A 20,075-nucleotide genomic window follows, 5' to 3' on the forward strand; every position below is an offset into this window, starting at 1 on the left:
AAAGCTAAAACGCTTTCAATAAATAGTGCAATACACGTATACTATACTTCCTCATCCCTATGTTGTAAACAGCTTATTCATCCGATTATCCGGAGATGAATAAGCTGTATTTTGTTCAAATTTTATTTTTCTAATAGTTCTTTCCCTGCAATCCCTGGTTTTGTCATCTCGTACGGGTTTAAAATAGTATCCAATTCTTCCTCTGTCAGCACATCATGCTGCAGGCAAAGATCACGGACTGATTGGCCTGTCATAATGGCTTCCCGGGCAATTCGGGCTGCCGCTTCATATCCAAGATGCGGATTGACTGCAGTGATCACACCTGCGCTTTTTTCCACGTACTGTTTCAAGCGTTTTTCATTGGCCTCGATGCCTTTTAAGCAATTGTCAGTGAACGAACGGAAGCCATTGTTCATGATGCTGATGGATTGAAGCAAATTAAAGACAAGCACGGGCTCCATCACGTTCAATTCAAGCTGGCCGGCTTCTGAAGCAAGGCAGATTGTATTATCGTTTCCGATGACCTGAAACGCAATTTGGTTGATCAGCTCCGCCATAACCGGATTGACTTTCCCCGGCATAATGGATGACCCCGGCTGACGTGCAGGCAGAGAAATTTCCGCAAGTCCGGCGCGCGGGCCTGATGCCATTAAGCGAAGATCGTTTGCGATCTTAGACATGTTCATCATGCAGACCTTTAATGCTGCTGACACCTCTGTATAAGCATCCGTATTTTGTGTGGCATCAACAAGATGATCAGCGCCGACAAGAGGAAGCCCGCTAATATCAGCAAGATGCTTCACTACCTGTTTGATATATTCTGGATCTGCGTTCAGGCCTGTACCGACAGCAGTTGCGCCCATGTTGACCTCATACAGGTGCTGGCGTGATTGCTTGATTCGTTTGATATCACGCTCCAGAACGCGGCTGTACGCTTCGAATTCCTGGCCGAGACGAATCGGAACAGCATCTTGAAGGTGTGTCCGCCCCATTTTAATAACAGAATCAAATTCCTGTGCTTTTTGTTTGAACACACTATGCATATCTTCCATTGTTTTCAGCAGTTTTTCTAAAAGCTTCAACGTGGAAATATGAATAGCAGTCGGGAACACATCGTTGGTTGACTGTGACATATTCACATGTGTGTTTGGGCTTAAATGGATATAATCGCCCTTTTTATGTCCCATAATTTCGAGCGCCCGGTTTCCGATCACCTCATTGGCATTCATATTCATAGAAGTTCCGGCACCGCCCTGAATCGGATCGACGATAAACTGATCGTGCCATCTGCCTTCCAGAATCTCGTCAGCGGCTTGTACGATAGCTTGGCCAATTCCTTCATACAGCCGTTTCACGTCCATATTGGCAAGAGCCGCAGCTTTTTTTACGATCGCCAGCGCGTTAATCATTTCTTCATGGATCTTGTATCCCGTAATCGGAAAGTTTTCAGAAGCACGGAGCGTCTGAATTCCGTAAAAAACATCCGCTTCAATTTGTTTTTCCCCAAGGAAGTCTTTTTCCACACGGTATTCTTTTTGGCCGTTTAACATAATCTTTAACCTACTTTCTCTTTGGTGGTTATCGTTTTTGACCTTTTATAGGACAACGTCATCAGCAATCGGCGTTTCCATAATTCTCTTGACGACAGCAAGATCCGAAGACTGGCCGAGTGCCCACATTAATTTTGGCACGATTGCTTCTGTGTTCATATTTCTGGATCGGATAATTAAATCTTGGTTGACTCTGCGGCCGACTTCGTAAATGCTCATGTCTTCGCCTTCTTCCAGACATTGAGTCGTGATGACGACGACGATTCCGCTTTCGATCAGCTCATTCACTTTCGACAAAATGTCTCTGCCTTCAAACGGCACGCCTCCGCTGCCGTAACTTTCAATGACGATTCCTTTGAAGATGCTTTTTAGGGCATCAAACATTTCAGGTTTTAAGCCCGGATGCAGCTTCAGCAGACATACATCTGTGCATAGTGAAGTATCAACTTTGAAGGTGTCGTTCTCAGGTTCCGTTACTTGTTTGTTGTATTCGATCCCGTCTTCATTGATAAAAGCGATATATGGGTAATTGATGCTTTCAAATGCGTCGTAGCTTTTCGTTCTTAATTTGATCGCTCGTGTTCCTTGGATGACTCTGCCGTCAAACACAACATAAACGCCGCCCACACCTTCACAGGCGAAGCGAATGGCGTCTGTGATATTTTTTTTGGCGTCCGTTTTTTGAAACGTGATTGGAATCTGCGAGCCAGTGATCACAATCGGTTTATTGGCATGCTGCAGCATATACGATAATGCGGCAGATGTATAGGCCATTGTATCTGTACCATGAGTAATAACAAATCCGTCATAGTCATCATAATTCCCCTTAACGGCTTCTGCTATTTCCACCCAGTATTCAGGCTGCATATTGGTGCTGTCTATATTCATAAGCGACTGAGTTTCCATCGTGTAATCGTTATCAAGTTTTGATACGTAACTTAATAATTCATCAGCCTTGACCCCGGGAGCCAGCCCATTTTCCCCTTCAACTGAAGCAATCGTTCCCCCAGTTGTCAACATCAATAATTTTTTCATACCATGCACCTCTTCACTGTATCTAAAGATGGGTTGCGAGAAGGTATTCGCTTTTCGCATACTTTTAATGCCATTATAGACACGGAAAATAAAATACGCAAGACATTATTATTCAATTCGCGTACACTTCCTAATACCTATATGATATAATCAGCTCAAGGTGAAAAAGGAGCGGAAGTTCATGAATCTAGATCGTTTAACTGAATTGAGAAAAAAGAAAAATTGGTCGCTTCAATATACAGCTGACCTTCTGGGTATCGCAAAAAGCACATATGCCGGCTACGAATCAGGCTACCGGCGGCCTTCACTTGAGGCGCTTGCCATGCTGGCTGACCTCTTTGACACAACCTGCGATGAACTTTTGGGCCGCGAGAAACAAAAGCAGACTGCTCCTCAGACCATTGAGTTGACCACGTGGAGCAGCCTTAACTTGACTATTTCTGTTGATGACAAGCCGCTGAGTGAAGACGAAATCATCCAGCTGATCACCTTTATCCGGACGAAGAGAAAAGTACAGGAGGAAATGAGTTAATCTTTCACTCACGGTTTAATTTTACCGTAGGTTCCTCCTCCTCCGGCTTTCAATTCCAGCTTTCCGGATCTCGCTTTTACAATTAACGCCGCGGTTTTCGGCGGGACAACGCGAGCCAAATCTTCTTCTGCCGCCTCATGAAGAACAGCCATTTCTGTTCCAAAGGCTTTTTTTAGTTTGTCCAGCGTTTTCGGACCGACACCCGGAACAAATTGCAGCGGGATCTGATGAACATATCGCGGACGCGATACGCGAACTTCAGTCTGATCACTCAATTCACGCAATCTTTCGCTAACTCCCTTTGTAAACTTGGCATTTCCGCAATTCGCGCACACCGTTTCCCCGCTCACAGCAGGTTCTCCGCATGCTTCGCAAGCTGTCTGATAATACTTTCCCAATAACGGATCCAAGCCATAATTTGCGGTAATTTTCCTGTCACTCTGCACCTTTAATGCAAGAGCAAATTCGGTAAAATCAGCTGACTGCACATATAGTTCATTATATTCTCTGCCGATTTTCGCTAACGAATGCGCATCAGAATTTGTTAAAAAAGGATACTGATTCAATTCAGATACATGTGAAGCCATGTCTGTATCACAGCTTAATCCTAGTTCCACCGCATCTATCATAGAGGGATCAAAAACCTCGGTTAGGCTTGATGCAACCCCTTTTCCATATAAGCTTTTATGCGGTGTAAAGATATGGGCGGGGATAAACAGTCCGCCCAATTCCTTCACTTTTTTTTGCAGATTCAAGCCCGTTTCATAAATCCGCTGTGAGCTTAAATGAATGTTTTTCAGCCGCGCTGACAGCCAGTTTGAAAACCGCTTCATTTCAGCAAGCGTTGGCATAAACACGAGGACATGGATCGGCCCGCTGCAGGCTTCGTCATAAATCTCCAGCTCGCTTCCTAATAAAAGAGTCGTGCTGCGGTACCGAATCCCCCCGCCATCAAGCTCGCGATATGTTCCTGATGAAATGCCTTCTTCTAGCTCCAAAATGACTTCCGGAGAATGGCAGTCGATAATGCCAAGAAGTTCTATCCCTTTATGCTCACTGGCTTCTATCAAAATTCGGTCCAGCGTAAGTGTTTTAGCGCCTGTTATTTTGACAGCCCTTCCTGTAAAGGTCCGGCCGATATGAATGTGCAAATCCGCGTAAATCTTTTTCATTTTTGTGCTTGGAGCGCTTCTTTCAGCTGAAGATACTGAATCGCATAGGCTGTCTTAGCATCATATACTTCACGCGATTCAACCAGCTTCTGCGCATCTTCAAGCGTCACCTCCATCACTTCAACAAACTCGTCCTCATCAAGCTCCCGTTTTTCTTCGAGAACAGAAAGCTCTTCAGCAAGAAACACGTGAACGATTTCATCAGCAAAGCCGGGCGATGTATAAAACGCAGTGATTTTTGTCAGTTTTTTCGCTGTATAACCCGTTTCCTCTTCAAGTTCCCGAAGTGCCGTATACTCCGGCTCCTCCCCTTTTTCAAGCTTTCCGGCCGGAATTTCAACGATCGTCCGCTCAAGCGGCTTGCGGAATTGTTTGACCATCATGATTTTCCCTTCATCAGTGACAGCTAATATCGCTACAGCCCCAGGGTGCTTCACAATTTCACGTTTACTCGCTTTGCCGTTTGGCAGCTCCACGTCCTCTACATATAGATCAATGACTTTACCTGAAAAGATCTGTTCTTTGGCAATTGTTTTTTCTTCTAATGATTTCATTTCTTCATCTCCCGTTCTGTCTCTATATGATGCCCCATACATTTTATCATACTAGAAAAAAGGGGGCTTCTTCATGAAAGTGCACCTCATGCCACAAGGTGTTGTCTTAGTCGGAAAAGCATGGGAGATTCGGGCGAAGTTAAAGGAGTACGGGCGCACATTCCAATATGTGAAAGATTGGGTCTCTAAGCCGTAAAAGTTGAAACTTTAGCTCCTTTATATTACGGTCAATACAAAGCTTTAAAAAAGGAGTGTGCACATGAGAAAGCGCAAACTGGGTACATCTGATTTAGAAATAAGCGAAGCCGGACTCGGCTGTATGTCTCTTGGTACTGAAAAAAACAAAGCTTTGTCTATCTTGGATGAAGCCATCGAGCTTGGCATCAACTATTTGGACACAGCGGATTTGTATGACCGCGGACGCAACGAAGAAATCGTCGGTGATGCGATCCAAAACAGACGACAGGATATTATTTTGGCAACGAAAGCGGGAAACCGCTGGGATGACGACAGCGAAGGCTGGTATTGGGACCCATCAAAAGCTTACATAAAAGAAGCCGTGAAAAAGAGCCTTGCACGGCTGAAAACAGATTATATTGATCTCTATCAGCTTCACGGCGGCACGATAGAGGACAACATTGATGAAACGATCGAAGCGTTTGAAGAATTAAAACAAGAAGGTGTCATCCGTTACTATGGCATTTCTTCCATTCGCCCGAATGTCATAAAAGAATATGTAAAAAAATCAAACATCGTCAGTATTATGATGCAGTTCAGCCTGTTTGACAGACGCCCCGAGGAGTGGCTTCCGCTTTTAGAGGAACATCAAATCAGCGTAGTCACCAGAGGTCCGGTTGCCAAAGGGCTCTTGACAGAAAAACCGCTTGAACAAGCAGCGGACAGCATCAAACAAAACGGGTACTTGTCTTATTCCTTTGAGGAATTGACAAATGCCCGCAAGGCAATAGAGGATGTTGCTTCCGATCTTTCCATGACAGAAAAGTCGCTGCAGTATCTGTTAGCACAGCCGGCTGTCGCTTCAGTGATTACAGGCGCCAGTAAGATTGAGCAGTTACGGGAAAACATTCACGCTGCAAACGCACGGCGTTTAAGCGAAGAGGAAGTCAAAGCGCTCCAATCTCATACGAAACAAGACGTTTACGAAGCTCACCGCTCATAACAGAAAACAAGCACCTGTACGGGTGCTTGTTCATATGGTTGACAAAATCCTAAAACGGCTTTCGTTTTAGGATTTTGTCATCTTTTCAGCGTGATTGAAAACCCTTGAAGTCTAGGAAGGACGAGCATTGGAGCAGACTTCCGCAGGATGCGGTGGCAGGGCGTTTGAGCAGGACACTCTAGCTTTTAGCCGCTGATCTTTTTTCACGTGAGCACCAATGCGCAGGACTGACAACGAATGCGAGGGTTTGTCGACACGCTGAAACCAGCACCTGTACGGGTGCTGGTTTTACTTATATTGATGCCAATCCATTTGGCTTTCATCAAGGAGCTCTTCAAAGCTTTTATTTTTTTCGATCTCTTTTTTCTTTCTGAGCTGTTCTGCTTTTTCTCTTTCCTGCCTCTTTTCGTCCTCTTCCTTCAACTGACTCTTCATCTCCATAAGCTTTGCTTTGATGTCGGTTTGAAGGCCGTCTTTTAATTGATGTTTGTTAGCGGATTTTTGTTTTTTCATCTAGACTTCCCCCGTGTTTTGTTTTGAAGCCAGTTTATCACGGAGCATACAGACTGAATAAGCGGGCTCTCTTCTCAAAACTTTTTTGATCCGCGCAGCAGTGTTTAGGTATAATGATTTCAAGTGTAAATTTCCTGTATTTAGTTGAAAGGTGCTGTGACTCTTTTGAAGAAAATCCTTTTGGCCATTGGCACTCTCTTAACCGCTGTTATCGGAATCGGAGTTGTTTTTTCGAATATCATTCTATTTATCAAGAAAAAGACAGATGAAGACATTATCAAAAGAGAGACAAACGACGGACATGATGTGTTTGAATCCTTTGAACGAATGGAGAAAACTGCTTTTGTGATACCATCGGCTTACGGATATGATATAAAAGGATACCATGTCGCTCCGCATGACACACTAAACACCATTATCATCTGCCACGGGGTGACGATGAATATACTGAATTCTCTTAAATATATGCATTTATTTCTCGATTTCGGCTGGAATGTAGTGGTGTATGACCATCGCCGTCACGGTCAAAGCGGTGGAAAGACGACTGGCTACGGGTTTTATGAAAAGGATGATCTCAGTGAGGTTGTCAATTGGGTCAAAAACAAAACAGGTCATCGCGGATTGATCGGCATTCACGGTGAATCAATGGGAGCTGCGACCACCCTGCTTTACGCTGGTGAACACTGTGATGATGGGGCTGATTTTTATATTGCTGATTGTCCGTTCGCACGCTTTGATGAACAGCTTGCCTATCGGCTGAAAGCGGAATACAGGCTCCCGTCTTGGCCGCTGCTCCCCATCGCCGACTTCTTTTTGAAGCTGAGAGGCGGCTATCGGGCACGCGAAGTATCTCCGCTTGCTGTCATTGATCAAATCGAAAAGCCGGTCCTCTTTATTCACAGTAAGGATGATGATTATATTCCGATTTCTTCAACCGAGCGGCTTTATGAAAAGAAACCCGGACCGAAGGCACTGTATATTGCCGAGAACGGTGAACACGCCATGTCGTACACCAAAAACCGGGACACGTATCGAAAAACGGTGCAGACGTTTTTAAACAAAATGAAGGGTTCAACAACATGCTGAAATCTTAGGCCTTGCCTCGTGTTTTTCTTTCCATAATAAAAAGCGAAAGGGCCCTTCGGCTCTTTCGCTTTTCCATTTCATAAAACGTCGGTAATGCCATCCATATTTTCTCTGATCCATTCAATCGCAAGATCTATTGTTGTGAATTCTTGTGTTTCGAATGTCATTTCATCCTGCAATAGCCAAACATCTTTCTTGATAGACTCTGCTCCTCCAATTGACCAATGGAGCAAAGTATAGGGATGGTTTTGGTTTAGGAAGGATACCCAAGTTTTATTCTGTGCTGTGTTCTTCATTGACTTCAGCTTTTGTTCCACGTTTTGTGTCTCCCTACTTTACTAATATGCTCATTCTGGGGCTGAGCATTTCAGCCGGGCTTTTCAGCGCCAGTGTTTTAGCTTTTTCATTGTAATCGATCGTCATTTGATCGTCAAAAAACACTTTTTGTGACGATTGGATATAAAGCGGGATGCCGTTCGTTTCCAGCTGCTCGCACTGTCCCGTTAATTCTTCTGCCAGCCAGATTGTCGGTACACCGCTTACCGCGCAGCCGCATCCTTCTGCATCGTAACGAAGCTGGGCTTTTTTCCTTGGGTTGGCGTCAAACGCCTGCTGCAGTGCTTGTTTTGCTGCATCTGTCACGTGTATGTTCATAAGGTGAGTCCCCCGTTTCCATCATTTTCGCTATTGTAGCATACAACGTTTCTATCCGCATTGTTTCCGCCTTCTTTCCAGCGCTTCGCATTTTCTTCTGCAGCCTTAATCCAATCATCTTTCCCTTGTATGTACTGATTGATACTATCCGGATGCTGGGCCGCCAGTCGTTTTTTTAGATTGGCGTATTCGTTCGCTATTTCTGGATGAGCTCTGAGATAATCTCTCAATAGCAGATGCCTTTCAATAGCAGGGTTTCCCTTTTCGTACATATGGAGATGGTGAGTGCGTTTATGACCGCCCTTTTGGAAGTAACGCCTGCCCGCTGCGCCATTTTCTCCTTTCGGTGTGTAGCCGATTGCCTTCATTTGTGTATCATATTGGCTCACAGCTTCAATTCTTCTTACTTCAATCAGAATATCAATGATTGGCTTTGCCGCCATGTTCGGGATCGATGTGCTTCCGATATGATGAACAGCGATGATCTCCGGTCCGAACACAAGCTTCAGCCGTTCTTTTTCTTCGCTGAAAAGTTCCGCCCATTTTTCATTGTAGGGAACGACTTCAACTTTTCTGTTCGGATACAAATAAAAGACAGACAGCAAAAGACCCTCCGCCGCTTCGACGGTTTCTGCCTTTTGAAATCCCGCCTGTGTATAGAGCGACATGGCCGGTATATTTTTCTCGGCTGTGACTACTTCGATTTTCTCAGCGTCTTTGTTTTGATCGATGACAAATTGCAGAAGTGCCCGTCCAATCCCTTTTCTGAAACCGCAGGGATGCACGACAAGCCTGCAAATGGTGAGATGATGCATGTTTTTCTCATATGAAATGACACCGATAAGTTTGCCGTCTTTCCGATATCCCGCAAACTGTTCATGGGATGCTTGAATATCCTTCGTCTTCTCTTGTAAGGCGGGGATACCGTCAAAACCGATAAGCTCCGCTTCTTTTATGTAGGCAGGCTGCTGTACGGCAATAATCTCACGCGCTGTGTTGTCTTTTTTATGCTGAAGAGATTCAATCATTTCTGTTCTCCTGAAAATAGCCGCTGTCTCTCGACCTTTGCAACGCGGACTGCATACGACGCGTACCAAACGCTCTTTCCTTTTTCTTTTGCCGCTTGATGTTCGGTGTGATGCTTCCAGCGATTAATGGCGTCCATACTGTCCCAATAGGACACCGTTATACCCCTTCCATCCGCTTCACGAACGCTTTCGACGCCTAAAAATCCGGGCTGATCCGCCGCCAGCGATACCATCCGCTCTGCTGTTTCTCCATATCCTGTGTCACTTTCGCTTTTGACAGATGAAAAAATAACTGCATAGTAAGGAGGCTTAGGTGTTTTTGATAAAAAATCCATCATAATATTTCCCCCTCATATGTTTTTGACAAACAGGACCTTGTCTTGGCCCGGGCCATCGTAGTTTGCAAACACTGAGATGCCATTTAGCGTTTTGGTGCCTTTTTCAATGTCAAAGCCCAACTTTGTGTGATACGCGATTGATACCTTATTCACCGGTGAAGTGACGCACTTGACCTGGGTGCACCCTTTTTGTTTTACCATTTCAATAAAGACATCGTATAATTGTTTTCCAATTTGCATTTTTCTGAAATCAGGGTGCACACCGGAAAAATGAATGTATGCCGTTTCAGGATCCGATTGCGATTGAAACCCGATTAAAAACCCTGTCATGCTGTTATGTTCAGATGCAATAAAGCTTGTGTCCTGAAAATGCTCAAAAAATAGTCTCGGCAATTTTTCTTTCAGCTGCCTGCCGCCCCACCATTCATTCATTACAGACGTTACCATTTCATAATCTGAAGACGTGATTGTTCGAATATCCATTTACGATTTAATCTCCCTCCGTCTGGCAAAACGAATGTCAGCTCTTTTTTTCTACAATACAGAAATTATATTTTGCCTGACTGGAATTGTAAATGCCTTCTTTTCTGTATCATACGTTTCGGAGACTGCGGAGGGAACAATGTTTGATCATTTTACACATATTTCTCCCACATTCCAGGAGGGAGAAACTTTACAGCACAATATCAAGTACCTGATCAAGTTTCAGCTTATAAAGCTGATCCTCGTCTCCTTTTACCCATACTGTTTTTTCAAACTCTTCATACCGGCAGATTTTCCCGGTGCAGCGGACAATTTCACCGTCCTGAAAGCAGCTGACAGTAATATCCTGAGCAAACTCCATCGCGGCGCAAAGCGTTTGATTCATTTCCTCCAGCTTATCGGGATCAAGGATCGGCTTTTGCAGCTTCTGTTTACAGCGCTTTCTCTCAAGCAGGCTTTGTTTATGTTCCGGCAGAAACATTCTGCTCCCTTCCCACAGCAGGTTGCCTCTTTTTAAATGGTCGTTCATTTATAGTGCCCTCCTATTTTAGCCGCACGTTCAAATGCCTGGCCTGCCGCTGTCAGTGACGCCGCCCTGACGATGGCTGTGTCTCCGAACCGGTTTTTAATGCCATCCATCACATAGCCCAGGCTCATTTTCTTTGCATCATCCTGAAATAAATTGAGCTGCCATATGTCATCAGATGAGAGCTGAGACAGATTGACCCCCAGACGGCGGACAGGCTTCCCGTCCCAAAACGTAAGAAACAGCCGGCACACAGCCTCATATACATCCTGCGTGGAATTAGTAGGCTCCGCCAGCTTCACTTGCCGGTTGAAGCCTGTCGGCCAATCAAAATCAGTCCCCCGGCAGCTTACTGACACGGTCTGTCCCATTGCCCCGGCACTTCGGCTTCGCCTGCACACTTCTTCACTCAGCTCCAGCAGCACGACTTTAATTTCTTTGTCAAAGTGTTCGTAGTCTCTCGGGAGCGTCATTCCATGGCCGATGGCCTTTTGCCCGTCCAGAGATGAAGTTGAAACAGGGGAATAGTCGATCCCGTTCGCCGTCATCCACAGCACGTGGCCGTTAATGCCCCATTTCTTTTTTAAAAGATCGAGCGGAAAAGCCGCGAGCCCGCCGATCGTGCTGATGCCCATTCGGTTTAAATGATGCCTCATGCGGCTCCCCACACCAAACATGCTGCCCACCGGGAGCGGCCACATTTCGATTTTCATATTTTCTTTCGTTAAGGTAAAAATACCGTTCTTATTCTTTTTGGCAAAATTGTCGCATGCGATTTTAGCCAGCGCTTTATTAGGGCCGATTCCGACCCGCGCATAAACGCCGATCTCCCGCATGATTCTGCCCTGAATGCTTTTTGCGATCTCATCCGGCGTCCCAAACAGCTTCTGGCTGCCTGTAATGTCCATGAACTGTTCATCGATGGAATACGGCTCTACAAGATCTGTATATTCCTCTAAAATGGCCGTGATTTGCAGTGATACATCAATATACCGCTGCATACGAGGCCGGAGCACAACTGCTTCAGGGCACTTTTCCTGCGCCTCCCACAGCCGGGAAGCATTCGCGACCCCCTTTTGTTTCGCCAGCGGGCAGGCGGCCAATACGACTCCTCCCCTTCTTTCAGGGTCACCCGACACAATGACGGGCCTATTTTTCAAATGTGGATTTTCCGCTTTCTCTACAGATGCATAAAACGATTGCATGTCAACGAGAAAAATCACTTTTTCTTTCATCATACACACCTCTAAAAAGAACTTATGTTCGCTTTTTCTATTATATGCGAAAATATGTTCGATTTATACTGGTAAATGATTCTTGCCTGACAGAAAATATGATCCAAGGGTTTGAGAGAAGAAAAACATTTAGTAGAATAAAAGCGAGGCATAAAGATAGGAGAGTCGTAATGGAGAAATTTGTCGAGAAAATGTTGGGACAGGCACTGCGTCAATACGGCCGAAATGTTGCCGTAGATCCGTTAAGCCCGTATGAAAAACAAAGCCTGAAAGCAGCCTTGGAAGAGAGACGGAATGAAGAACCCGATGAAGATTTGCATGCGCATATAGAAGATATCATTTATGACTATGTCACCAACCAAGGACTGTTCTCTTAAACATTGGCCAAAAGAAACAGAGACGCACAGCGCCCCGAATCGGACTGTGAGTTCTTTCAGCCGCTAATGCGGCTTTCCTTTGTAAAAACCGCCATGATAACAAACAAGAGTCTTTGTCATTATGCAGAAAGGCTTGTAAAAAAGAAAAGCCTGAGTCATACCCAGTGCCGCTTGTTCTGCCAGTCCATGCAGCACTCCGTCAGCTTGAACCGGCGGATTATCGCCTTTCATATTCAAACAGACACCATTTGCTTCCACGGTCTGCCGAATCGCTTTGAAATGCCCGGCATTCCAGCATCAATTACAAAATAATATGCTTTCACCACCATAAAAACATCGGATATATTATCATTTTACTCCCGAACGCCTCAACCTCAATTTCAACGATGTAAACTCCGCCAGCGACGTGCATCATCCTCAGGTAAGATATGTTTCACATTCCATATAAACAATAAAATATTTTGAATTTCCCATTGGATAAGGAAATTTTTTCATATATGATAGAAAAAAATCCTACATACAGGAGAGAATACGATTCATGAAGAAATGGAAAGATATCCACCCCATCAGCTGGACAATTATAATCGGAACTATTTTCGGCAGGATGGCAACATCAATGAGCATTCCTTTTTTAGCGATTTATTTAACAGCCGTCCAAGGCACATCAGCTTCCTATGCAGGGCTGGTTATCGCTGCAAGCTCATCAGTCGGCATCCTTGCAAGCTTTTACGGCGGATATATCTCGGACAAATTCGGCAGAAAAAACATGATGCTAGTGTCCATTTTCGGCTGGATGCTGGTATTTGCAGGATTTGCGGCGGCATCTCATCTCTGGGTGTTTTTTGTGGTAAACGCATTAAACGGCCTTTGCAAATCACTATTTGAACCCGCTTCAAAGGCTTTGCTGTCTGATATGACAGAAGAAAAAACGAGACTGCTTGTTTTTAATTTACGCTATGCAGCTATAAATATCGGCGTTGTCTTCGGACCGATACTCGGCCTGTATTTCGGCTCATCGCAATCGACCGCACCCTTTTTGGCGCCCGCAGTCATTTACGGACTATACGGACTCGTGCTTGTTATCCAATTTAAAAAGCATCCATCCTTATCAGGATCAGGCCAATCCCAAAATATGAGCGTGCGGGAAGCATTTATGGTGACGCAAAAGGATCTTCTTTTTACAATTGCTCTGGTCGGCATTACGCTATGCACCTTCGGCTACTCACAATTCAGTTCCACATTCCCGCAGTATATGGCGCAGAACCCCTTGTTTGGCAATGGAACGAAACTGTACGGGCTGATGCTGACATTAAACGCAATCGTTGTGCTGGCAACGCAATTTCCCATCGTCCATTTTGCAAAACGTTTTTCGCCGCTTTGCTCCTTGATGCTCGGTAATGTGATGGTGAGTATCAGCATGGCTATTTTCACCGTATCACACGGTGTTTCATCCCTTGTGCTGATTGTGGTCACATTTACAATCGGCGAAGTGCTTTTATTCTCTATGATGGATTTGTTTGTAGACCAGATTGCAAAACCCGGGTTAAAAGGCACTTATTTCGGGGCCATCGGTTTTTCACAGCTCGGAAACGTCATCGGCCCTTGGATCGGGGGTATATGTATAGACCTATTTGGCGCTGGCAGGCCGATTTTTATTTTTTCTGTTCTGAGCGGGATCACCCTGCTCGGCCTGCCATTTTTGGCGTTCGCCTATCGGCAGATGAAAACGGGAATGACAAAACACCGGCCAGGGCTGGAAAAGCCGCTTTAAATTAAAAAACGGGAGAGAACCAATCTCTCCCGCAACAATGGGGTGATGAACACGAATATAGGCAATGGGATGTTTCAGCTTTTCGTATTTATTATGTTGCCGCTGTCATCTTTGCAGCTGTTACAGGCTTCAAGTACGCGAAGAACCGAAAAGCGCAGCTGGATCGCATTGAGGAAAAGCTTAACAGCCTGTCCGAAGACCATAATTAACCGCTTGGGGCAACGAGCTCTACCTTCATCCGGTCCGGATCCTCGCAATAAACGGCATAATGCTCGTCTCCTCCGGCAAAAGGATGGCGGTCCCGGTACAACACACGATAGCCTTTTTCCATCAGTTTTTCGGTCATCTGGTCAACTTGAAGCTTGGATTCAGCATGAAAGGCGAGATGGTTCAGCCCGACACGGCATCTGTGGTATGCCGGCTCGAGAAATGGCTCTTTCGCCTGCACAATCACAAGATAAAAATGATCTTTCTTCCAGCTAATGCCTGAGCCCCAGTTTTGATACTCTTTATAGCCAAGTTCTGTTAAGAACCATCCCCAAAACCGCCGAGACGCTTCCAAATCGGAGACATACAGTTCAATATGGTGCACGATATTACACCCGCCTTACCAGCACTTCTTCCACCTTATGCCCGTCCCCCTTACGCAAAATGAGATCGGACCTGAATTTAGTCGGCAAGATATTTTCATATAAATTAGGCCGGTTGACACTCTGCCAAATCGAAGCTGCCATCTCGTCAGCCTCCTGATCAGACAAGTCTTTAAATTTATGAAAATAAGAATCGGGATTTTGAAAAGCAGTTTCCCGAAGCAGACGAAAACGCTCTAAATACCATGTGAAAATCCGGCTTTCGTCCGCGTCCACATAAATCGAAAAATCAAAGAAATCGGAGACAAAAATACGCGGATCTTCCCGGTCATCCTCCAAGGTGGGCGACTGAAGAACATTAATGCCTTCGATAATCACAATATCGGCCTGTTCTACAATCTCGAACACCCCTTCCTCGCGGTCATAGGTGAGATGGGAATACACCGGAGCCTTTACTCTGTCTTTTCCTGATTTTAAGTCATTCAAAAATTCGAGCAACGCCTTTACGTCATAGCTTTCGGGAAACCCTTTTCGTGACAGCATATTTTTCTTTTTCAGCTCGGCTGTAGGAAATAAAAAACCATCTGTCGTGATAAGGCTCACTTTAGGGCGGTCCGGCAAACGCGAAAGCAGCTTCTGCAATATCCGCGCCGTCGTGCTTTTTCCGACTGCCACACTGCCGGCGATGCCAATAATAAACGGAATTTTGGCTGAATGAGGGTGCTTCAAAAAAACATTGACATGCTTATTGCGCTCGGCGGCTGACTTCACATGCAAATGAAGCAGGCGAACAAGCGGAATATAAATCGTTTCCACTTCTTCAACAGATAAATAATCATTCAGCCCTTCCACGGCTTTTGCCTCTTCTTCAGATACAGCAATCGACAAATGTCCCCCAAAACCAGACCAAGACTCGCGATTGTGCTGTGTATATAAAGTATGTAAGTTAAGCTCTTTATTTTTCACTGTTTACACCTGACTCTCTGTAGGTTAAAACCCTTACAAAGATTGTAACGGAAAACCCTTTCACTGTCTGCTTATTTTTTCAGCAAATCCGCACCGATTCGATTATACGCGGACATCTCTTCTTTTGGAACCATGCTTCCTCCCGTTCCCCAGACGACATGTACGGCATGTTCCATGTTATGCTTCTGACTATATAGCCTTCCTTCGTCTGTCGAAAAAAGCTGAATGGGCCCGAACATGCCGGCAAGAGCAGAGGGCTCTAAATATTTACTTTCAGATACAGCCAGCATATGAAGCAAGGCATAAAGCGTATTGTCCTCTACGGTATAACAGCCGCTCAGCAACGGTTCAATCAGCTTGCCCACAAACCCTGACGGCCTTCCTACAGCAAGCCCGTCAGCAGCCGTCCGATTATCCAGACCGATATCATGGACGGAAATCTTCTCGTGGAGGCCGGAATAAAGCCCCAGCAGCATACACGGTGAATGAGTCGGTTCTCCGAAAAACACATGGACATGGTCGCCGTATAAAAGCTTCAGCCCAAATGCCACACCGCCCGGCCCTCCACCGACTCCGCACGGCAGATACACAAACAGCGGTGTCTCCAGACTTGGCTGTATATTCATACAGTCGAGCTGCGTTTTTAATCGGCCGGCGGCAACAGCATATCCTAAAAACAGCTGACGGGAATGTTCATCATCAATAAAATAACAAAATGGATCTTGCTCCGCCTGCCGTCTCCCTTCTTTCACCGCTTCACTGTAATCTGATTCATACTCCATGACAGTGACACCCTTTTGGCGAAGGAGATCCTTTTTCCACTGCTTGGCATCAGCGGACATATGCACTGTCACGCGAAATCCGAGTGTCGCACCGATGATGCCGATACTTAATCCAAGGTTTCCTGTCGAACCGACAGCGATCGAATAGCGGGAGAAAAACGCGGCAAACCGCTCTTCCTGTAAGATGCGGTAATCATCGTTTTCCTGAAGCATTCCTTCTTGAAGCGCCAGCATTTCAGCATGCTTCAACACTTCATAAATCCCGCCCCGCGCTTTAATCCATCCTGAAATCGGAAGTTCATGGTCGCACTTTAAAAGCCATCTTCCCGGAAAGAGCTGCTGATATGCCGCTTCCAGTTTTCCCTTCATATGCTGCATTTCAAAAAGCGGAGATTCGATTATTCCTTTGGCATCTTTTGTCTCAGGAAACACCTCGGCAATGTAAGGAGCAAACCGCCGCAGCCTATTTTCCGCTCCCGCTATCTCGCTTTCCCACTCATCTGCGTGAAATAACGGGCTCTCTTTCTTGCCGGAATTTGCCCAGAATACAGGCTCTGCGTCAATCAGTTTCTGAATGAACGGATCTTTGAGCAGAACATGAAGGGCTTCTTGATTGATTGACATCCAATGATTCTCCCTTCCTCTATAAAAAACTGCCTGTGGGTATGCGAACAAGCCATCTCACCACAGGCAGTTCCACCATTATTTTTTCATAAGCACGCGTCCTGCCAGCTTTTCAACGAGAGCTGGAAACAGCTGATACAGCTTGGTGCCGGCATTCATGAAACGCGGAAGATTGATCTCCCGTTTGTTCGTGAAAATAGCAGCTGTAATGTGAGCTGCCACGTCATCAGGATCAAGCATCCAGCGGCTCACATTTTTGGCGTATTCCCCGCCTTTATCAGCAATGGAAAAAAAGTCCGTCTGAATCGGTCCCGGATTGACTGTTGTCACATAAATGCCTGTTCCCGCCAGCTCCATCCGCAAAGCGTTTGAGTAGCCGAGCACGGCATGTTTTGTCGCGGAATAAAGGCTCGACTTCGGTGTTGCAATTTTCCCCGCTTGAGAAGCGATATTGATGATATGGCCCTTTTTTTGCTCAAGCATATGCGGAAGCACCGCTTTTGTACAGGCGATCAGGCCGAAGACATTCACATCAAACATCGCTTTCATATCATCCAGCGTCGAGTCTAAAACCGTTTCAAATATACCGAAGCCCGCATTGTTAATCAGTACATCAACCGAGCCGATCTGACCGCGGACACAGGCGATATCCTCTAGGCTGCCGACATCCAGAGGGAAAATCTCACACTGTCCGCTCCATTCCTCGGTTATCTTCCTTTTAATTTCTATCAAACGCTCCTCACGTCTTGCCGACAGCAGGACATGGGCTCCTTCAGCCGCGCATAAGTATGCGATTCTTTCACCGAGCCCTCCTGAAGCGCCGGTTATCCATATCCGCTTTCCCGCTATATGCTTCATCCATTTCACCTCTTCATTGTTCTAAAATATGCAGTATTTCCTTCCCAATATGACGTGATGGATTCTTCAGCCGCCAACACATCAAGATGCCCTGCCGTTTCTGACATCGTTAAAAATAAGTCCTTTTCATACACAGCAGGAAAAAGCTGCTGGCAGACCTGAAAAGCGGTCATCGGCTTTTCATCCAGCATGCGCCGTACCTCCTCCGTCCTGTTCCTCTGCTTGTCAAAACGCTTCTCTATCAGCGCCTGTACGTTGGTGATCGTCTCGCCGTGGCCGGGAAACACGATTGTTGGATCAAGTTCAGACAGCCTTCGCAATGACCGCTGATAATCAACTAAAGGCTTTGATCTTATGTCTCCCGTTTTCGGCGCTTCCAAAATCGGATTAGACGAGCTGTTGGCCAGCAGAAGATCGCCGCCAAGCATTCTACCGCTTTTTTCATGGAAAAGAACAATATGCGATTCAGCATGTCCAGGCATCTCCAAAACAGTCCAGCCCCCAAGCCCATCAACGCTCATCCCTTCTCTGACTGTTTTCGTCAGGGATCTCGTACAGGAAAACGCGTACGCTGACCGAATCAGCTTTTCTGTCTTTCCCGTATCAAACGGAACGCCTAATTCAGGCAGAAGCTTTTGAAAAAAACATTTTTGCCAATCCCTAAAAGCTTGATTTCGGCTGATATAAGGTTCGTTGAACGGATGCCCAATCACTTCGATTTTATCAGAAAAGGCATCAAGCAAGCCTGCATGATCAGCATGATGGTGAGTCAGTACAACCTGCTCGATATCTGACATTTTCACATTTACAGCCGCAAGCTGCTCTTGAAGGGCTCTAACAGCCTCTTTTGTATTCGGCCCGGCATCGATAAGTGTCAGCGCATCACCTTTTACGAGATAAACGATAACATCGCCCACAGCAAAGGGTGTCGGGACGCGGATCGTCATAACATCTGCAGTTGTCATCCTTTCGCTCCTTGTCTTCATTCATTACTCATATTTTAGCTTTTTCTCAGTCTTGTGTCATTATTGCCGAATGAGAAAGTCCCTTTTTGAAAAAGCTATTGACATGAGCTTGTCCGCCATTGCATAATGAACAACAAACTAAAACGAGAACCATTGGAACGCTATGACGAGGAATAGTATACAAGGCAATGGCCTAAGAGAGCGATGCCCCCGGCTGAAAGGCATTGCGGTCCGCTTGTTTGTAGAACCTGCCCTCAAGTCGCGGTTAGGAAAACCTAAACGTTTCCCTCGTTACGGGATTAGAGCTGAGCACAACTTGTGCTAATGAGGGTGGTACCGCGAACCTTTTCGTCCTTTACGTGATGAAAAGGTTTTTTGCTGTTCTGATTAAAGGAGGATATCAATGAAAAAGATAGGATTTGTCGGCGCCGGGTCCATGGCAGAAGCAATGATTAACGGTATTTTGCAAAGCGGCATCACAAAACCAGAACATATCTATATCACAAACCGCTCAAATGACGAGCGTTTGATTGAATTAAAGAAAACGTACGGCGTGTGTCCCTGCAGAGATAAAAATGAGTTTTTCACTCAAACCGATATCATCATCCTCGCTTTTAAACCGAAGGACGCAGCGGAAAGCATTGACAGCATCCGTTCGTATATCAAGGGCCAGCTTGTGATTTCAGTACTTGCAGGTCTTACCATAGAAACTATTCAGCACTATTTTGGCAGAAAGCTCGCGGTCATTCGCGTCATGCCTAATACATCTGCAGCCATCCGCAAATCAGCAACCGGATTTTCCGTAAGCGCTGAAGCAAGCCAGGAAGATATGACCGCCGCAAAAGCTTTATTGGAAACAATCGGTGATGCCACACTTGTTGAGGAACGGCATCTCGACGCTGTCACGGCAATAGCCGGCAGCGGCCCGGCCTTCGTGTACCGTTATATTGAAGCAATGGAAAAAGCGGCGCAAAAAATAGGATTGGATGAGGAAACGGCAAAGGCTCTCATTTTGCAGACAATGGCAGGGGCAACAGATATGCTCCTTCAAAGCGGCAAACAGCCCGCAAAACTGCGCAAGGAAATCACGAGTCCGGGAGGCACAACAGAGGCAGGTCTTCGCGCTTTACAGGGCTCACGCTTTGAAGAAGCGATTATTCACTGTGTTGAAGAAACCGCTAAACGCAGCGCCGAGATTAAAGAGCAGTTTTCCGGTGCCGCCTTAGAGACGTAAGCCTAGACAGAAGGGACAATGC

At 45.7% G+C, this 20,075-nt stretch carries 23 protein-coding genes and 1 pseudogene; 7 read left to right on the plus strand and 17 right to left on the minus strand.

From position 1 onward, the window contains the following. Positions 1–122 precede the first annotated feature (122 nt). Both aspA and ansA read right to left on the minus strand, forming a co-directional pair. Complete coding sequence (aspA, locus tag ACY3LV_RS05995) at positions 123–1,550, minus strand: aspartate ammonia-lyase (protein ID WP_148961957.1); 1,428 nt, start codon at positions 1,548–1,550, stop codon at positions 123–125. Positions 1,551–1,595: 45 nt separating this feature from the next. Beyond that, positions 1,596–2,585, minus strand: coding sequence for an asparaginase (gene ansA, locus ACY3LV_RS06000; protein ID WP_148961958.1), 990 nt, complete (start codon positions 2,583–2,585; stop codon positions 1,596–1,598). A 181-nt stretch (positions 2,586–2,766) separates the two neighbouring features. Between ansA and ACY3LV_RS06005 the strand changes: the two genes are divergently transcribed. Next, positions 2,767–3,117 (plus strand): helix-turn-helix domain-containing protein, encoded by a 351-nt coding sequence (locus ACY3LV_RS06005; RefSeq protein WP_148961959.1) that lies wholly within the window; start codon positions 2,767–2,769, stop codon positions 3,115–3,117. 8 nt (positions 3,118–3,125) lie between these two features. Here the strand turns inward: ACY3LV_RS06005 and ACY3LV_RS06010 are convergent, their stop codons facing one another. Beyond that, entirely contained in the window at positions 3,126–4,289 is a 1,164-nt protein-coding gene (locus ACY3LV_RS06010) for a TIGR00375 family protein (RefSeq protein ID WP_464863525.1), read from the minus strand. After that, positions 4,286–4,843 (minus strand): ADP-ribose pyrophosphatase, encoded by a 558-nt coding sequence (gene nudF, locus ACY3LV_RS06015; protein WP_148961961.1) that lies wholly within the window; start codon positions 4,841–4,843, stop codon positions 4,286–4,288. The genes ACY3LV_RS06010 and nudF overlap by 4 nt, the downstream gene beginning before the upstream one ends. Before the next feature lie 73 nt (positions 4,844–4,916). Between nudF and mciZ the strand changes: the two genes are divergently transcribed. Further along, positions 4,917–5,039: a Z-ring formation inhibitor MciZ gene (mciZ, locus tag ACY3LV_RS06020; RefSeq protein WP_148961962.1), complete on the plus strand. Its 123-nt coding sequence runs from the start codon at positions 4,917–4,919 to the stop codon at positions 5,037–5,039. Between the two features lie 63 nt (positions 5,040–5,102). Beyond that, a complete protein-coding gene (locus ACY3LV_RS06025; protein ID WP_289347630.1) occupies positions 5,103–6,023 on the plus strand; it encodes an aldo/keto reductase in 921 nt (306 codons plus the stop codon). Positions 6,024–6,311: 288 nt separating this feature from the next. On the opposite strand, the gene ACY3LV_RS06030 is transcribed toward ACY3LV_RS06025, so the two are convergent. Next, the gene (locus ACY3LV_RS06030) at positions 6,312–6,536 is read right to left on the minus strand and encodes a YqkE family protein (protein WP_464863526.1); all 225 of its coding nucleotides are present in this window, start codon (positions 6,534–6,536) and stop codon (positions 6,312–6,314) included. A 165-nt stretch (positions 6,537–6,701) separates the two neighbouring features. Here ACY3LV_RS06030 and ACY3LV_RS06035 point away from each other — a divergent pair, with 165 nt between their 5' ends. After that, complete coding sequence (locus ACY3LV_RS06035) at positions 6,702–7,622, plus strand: alpha/beta hydrolase (protein ID WP_333561880.1); 921 nt, start codon at positions 6,702–6,704, stop codon at positions 7,620–7,622. 77 nt (positions 7,623–7,699) lie between these two features. Here ACY3LV_RS06035 and ACY3LV_RS06040 read toward each other — a convergent pair whose 3' ends face one another. From ACY3LV_RS06040 to ACY3LV_RS06070, 7 genes and pseudogenes are all read right to left on the minus strand, one after another. Next, the gene (locus ACY3LV_RS06040) at positions 7,700–7,939 is read right to left on the minus strand and encodes a YqkC family protein (protein ID WP_003236767.1); all 240 of its coding nucleotides are present in this window, start codon (positions 7,937–7,939) and stop codon (positions 7,700–7,702) included. A 13-nt stretch (positions 7,940–7,952) separates the two neighbouring features. Beyond that, a complete protein-coding gene (locus ACY3LV_RS06045; RefSeq protein WP_087990619.1) occupies positions 7,953–8,276 on the minus strand; it encodes an iron-sulfur cluster biosynthesis family protein in 324 nt (107 codons plus the stop codon). Then, the gene (locus tag ACY3LV_RS06050) at positions 8,273–9,304 is read right to left on the minus strand and encodes a bifunctional GNAT family N-acetyltransferase/GrpB family protein (protein ID WP_333561879.1); all 1,032 of its coding nucleotides are present in this window, start codon (positions 9,302–9,304) and stop codon (positions 8,273–8,275) included. The genes ACY3LV_RS06045 and ACY3LV_RS06050 overlap by 4 nt, the downstream gene beginning before the upstream one ends. After that, positions 9,297–9,642: pseudogene (locus ACY3LV_RS06055) on the minus strand (antibiotic biosynthesis monooxygenase family protein). The gene ACY3LV_RS06050 and the pseudogene ACY3LV_RS06055 overlap by 8 nt, the downstream one beginning before the upstream one ends. A gap of 12 nt (positions 9,643–9,654) precedes the next feature. Next, complete coding sequence (locus ACY3LV_RS06060; RefSeq protein ID WP_464863527.1) at positions 9,655–10,125, minus strand: GNAT family N-acetyltransferase; 471 nt, start codon at positions 10,123–10,125, stop codon at positions 9,655–9,657. A gap of 190 nt (positions 10,126–10,315) precedes the next feature. Beyond that, the gene (locus tag ACY3LV_RS06065) at positions 10,316–10,654 is read right to left on the minus strand and encodes a YolD-like family protein (protein WP_333561877.1); all 339 of its coding nucleotides are present in this window, start codon (positions 10,652–10,654) and stop codon (positions 10,316–10,318) included. Then, complete coding sequence (locus ACY3LV_RS06070) at positions 10,651–11,889, minus strand: DNA polymerase IV (RefSeq protein WP_464863528.1); 1,239 nt, start codon at positions 11,887–11,889, stop codon at positions 10,651–10,653. Before ACY3LV_RS06070 ends, ACY3LV_RS06065 begins: the two co-directional genes overlap by 4 nt. A 167-nt stretch (positions 11,890–12,056) precedes the next feature. Here ACY3LV_RS06070 and ACY3LV_RS06075 point away from each other — a divergent pair, with 167 nt between their 5' ends. Next, complete coding sequence (locus tag ACY3LV_RS06075) at positions 12,057–12,263, plus strand: YqzH family protein (RefSeq protein WP_148961969.1); 207 nt, start codon at positions 12,057–12,059, stop codon at positions 12,261–12,263. 538 nt (positions 12,264–12,801) lie between these two features. After that, the gene (locus ACY3LV_RS06080; protein WP_333561875.1) at positions 12,802–14,034 is read left to right on the plus strand and encodes an MFS transporter; all 1,233 of its coding nucleotides are present in this window, start codon (positions 12,802–12,804) and stop codon (positions 14,032–14,034) included. A 205-nt stretch (positions 14,035–14,239) separates the two neighbouring features. Here the strand turns inward: ACY3LV_RS06080 and ACY3LV_RS06085 are convergent, their stop codons facing one another. From ACY3LV_RS06085 to ACY3LV_RS06105, 5 genes are all read right to left on the minus strand, one after another. Continuing rightward, entirely contained in the window at positions 14,240–14,626 is a 387-nt protein-coding gene (locus tag ACY3LV_RS06085; protein ID WP_464863529.1) for a VOC family protein, read from the minus strand. Between the two features lie 4 nt (positions 14,627–14,630). Next, positions 14,631–15,590 (minus strand): type I pantothenate kinase, encoded by a 960-nt coding sequence (coaA, locus tag ACY3LV_RS06090; protein ID WP_087990627.1) that lies wholly within the window; start codon positions 15,588–15,590, stop codon positions 14,631–14,633. 71 nt (positions 15,591–15,661) lie between these two features. Next, on the minus strand, positions 15,662–16,996 hold the full coding sequence (gene dsdA, locus ACY3LV_RS06095; protein WP_464863530.1) for a D-serine ammonia-lyase: 1,335 nt from the start codon (positions 16,994–16,996) through the stop codon (positions 15,662–15,664). 78 nt (positions 16,997–17,074) lie between these two features. Beyond that, positions 17,075–17,854, minus strand: coding sequence for an SDR family NAD(P)-dependent oxidoreductase (locus tag ACY3LV_RS06100; RefSeq protein ID WP_087990629.1), 780 nt, complete (start codon positions 17,852–17,854; stop codon positions 17,075–17,077). 5 nt (positions 17,855–17,859) lie between these two features. Continuing rightward, entirely contained in the window at positions 17,860–18,819 is a 960-nt protein-coding gene (locus tag ACY3LV_RS06105; RefSeq protein ID WP_333561873.1) for an MBL fold metallo-hydrolase, read from the minus strand. A gap of 403 nt (positions 18,820–19,222) precedes the next feature. Between ACY3LV_RS06105 and proC the strand changes: the two genes are divergently transcribed. Further along, positions 19,223–20,053, plus strand: a complete 831-nt coding sequence (gene proC, locus ACY3LV_RS06110) for a pyrroline-5-carboxylate reductase (protein ID WP_333561872.1) — start codon at positions 19,223–19,225, stop codon at positions 20,051–20,053. The last annotated feature ends 22 nt before the right edge of the window (positions 20,054–20,075 follow it).

The organism is Bacillus sp. 11C, from assembly GCF_055486375.1.

Excerpts from the sequence above, each read along its gene's own strand:
- ACY3LV_RS06065 (WP_333561877.1), bottom strand. The coding sequence starts at position 10,654 with ATGAACGACCATTTAAAAAGAGGCAACCTGCTGTGGGAAGGGAGCAGA.
- ACY3LV_RS06060 (WP_464863527.1), bottom strand. The coding sequence starts at position 10,125 with ATGGATATTCGAACAATCACGTCTTCAGATTATGAAATGGTAACGTCT.
- ACY3LV_RS06070 (WP_464863528.1), bottom strand. The coding sequence starts at position 11,889 with ATGATGAAAGAAAAAGTGATTTTTCTCGTTGACATGCAATCGTTTTAT.
- ACY3LV_RS06075 (WP_148961969.1), top strand. The coding sequence starts at position 12,057 with ATGGAGAAATTTGTCGAGAAAATGTTGGGACAGGCACTGCGTCAATAC.
- ACY3LV_RS06100 (WP_087990629.1), bottom strand. The coding sequence starts at position 17,854 with ATGAAGCATATAGCGGGAAAGCGGATATGGATAACCGGCGCTTCAGGA.
- ACY3LV_RS06030 (WP_464863526.1), bottom strand. The coding sequence starts at position 6,536 with ATGAAAAAACAAAAATCCGCTAACAAACATCAATTAAAAGACGGCCTT.
- ACY3LV_RS06080 (WP_333561875.1), top strand. The coding sequence starts at position 12,802 with ATGAAGAAATGGAAAGATATCCACCCCATCAGCTGGACAATTATAATC.
- dsdA (WP_464863530.1), bottom strand. The coding sequence starts at position 16,996 with ATGTCAATCAATCAAGAAGCCCTTCATGTTCTGCTCAAAGATCCGTTC.
- ACY3LV_RS06105 (WP_333561873.1), bottom strand. The coding sequence starts at position 18,819 with ATGACAACTGCAGATGTTATGACGATCCGCGTCCCGACACCCTTTGCT.
- ACY3LV_RS06045 (WP_087990619.1), bottom strand. The coding sequence starts at position 8,276 with ATGAACATACACGTGACAGATGCAGCAAAACAAGCACTGCAGCAGGCG.
- proC (WP_333561872.1), top strand. The coding sequence starts at position 19,223 with ATGAAAAAGATAGGATTTGTCGGCGCCGGGTCCATGGCAGAAGCAATG.
- ACY3LV_RS06005 (WP_148961959.1), top strand. The coding sequence starts at position 2,767 with ATGAATCTAGATCGTTTAACTGAATTGAGAAAAAAGAAAAATTGGTCG.
- ACY3LV_RS06025 (WP_289347630.1), top strand. The coding sequence starts at position 5,103 with ATGAGAAAGCGCAAACTGGGTACATCTGATTTAGAAATAAGCGAAGCC.
- ACY3LV_RS06010 (WP_464863525.1), bottom strand. The coding sequence starts at position 4,289 with ATGAAAAAGATTTACGCGGATTTGCACATTCATATCGGCCGGACCTTT.
- ACY3LV_RS06050 (WP_333561879.1), bottom strand. The coding sequence starts at position 9,304 with ATGATTGAATCTCTTCAGCATAAAAAAGACAACACAGCGCGTGAGATT.
- ansA (WP_148961958.1), bottom strand. The coding sequence starts at position 2,585 with ATGAAAAAATTATTGATGTTGACAACTGGGGGAACGATTGCTTCAGTT.
- aspA (WP_148961957.1), bottom strand. The coding sequence starts at position 1,550 with ATGTTAAACGGCCAAAAAGAATACCGTGTGGAAAAAGACTTCCTTGGG.
- nudF (WP_148961961.1), bottom strand. The coding sequence starts at position 4,843 with ATGAAATCATTAGAAGAAAAAACAATTGCCAAAGAACAGATCTTTTCA.
- mciZ (WP_148961962.1), top strand. The coding sequence starts at position 4,917 with ATGAAAGTGCACCTCATGCCACAAGGTGTTGTCTTAGTCGGAAAAGCA.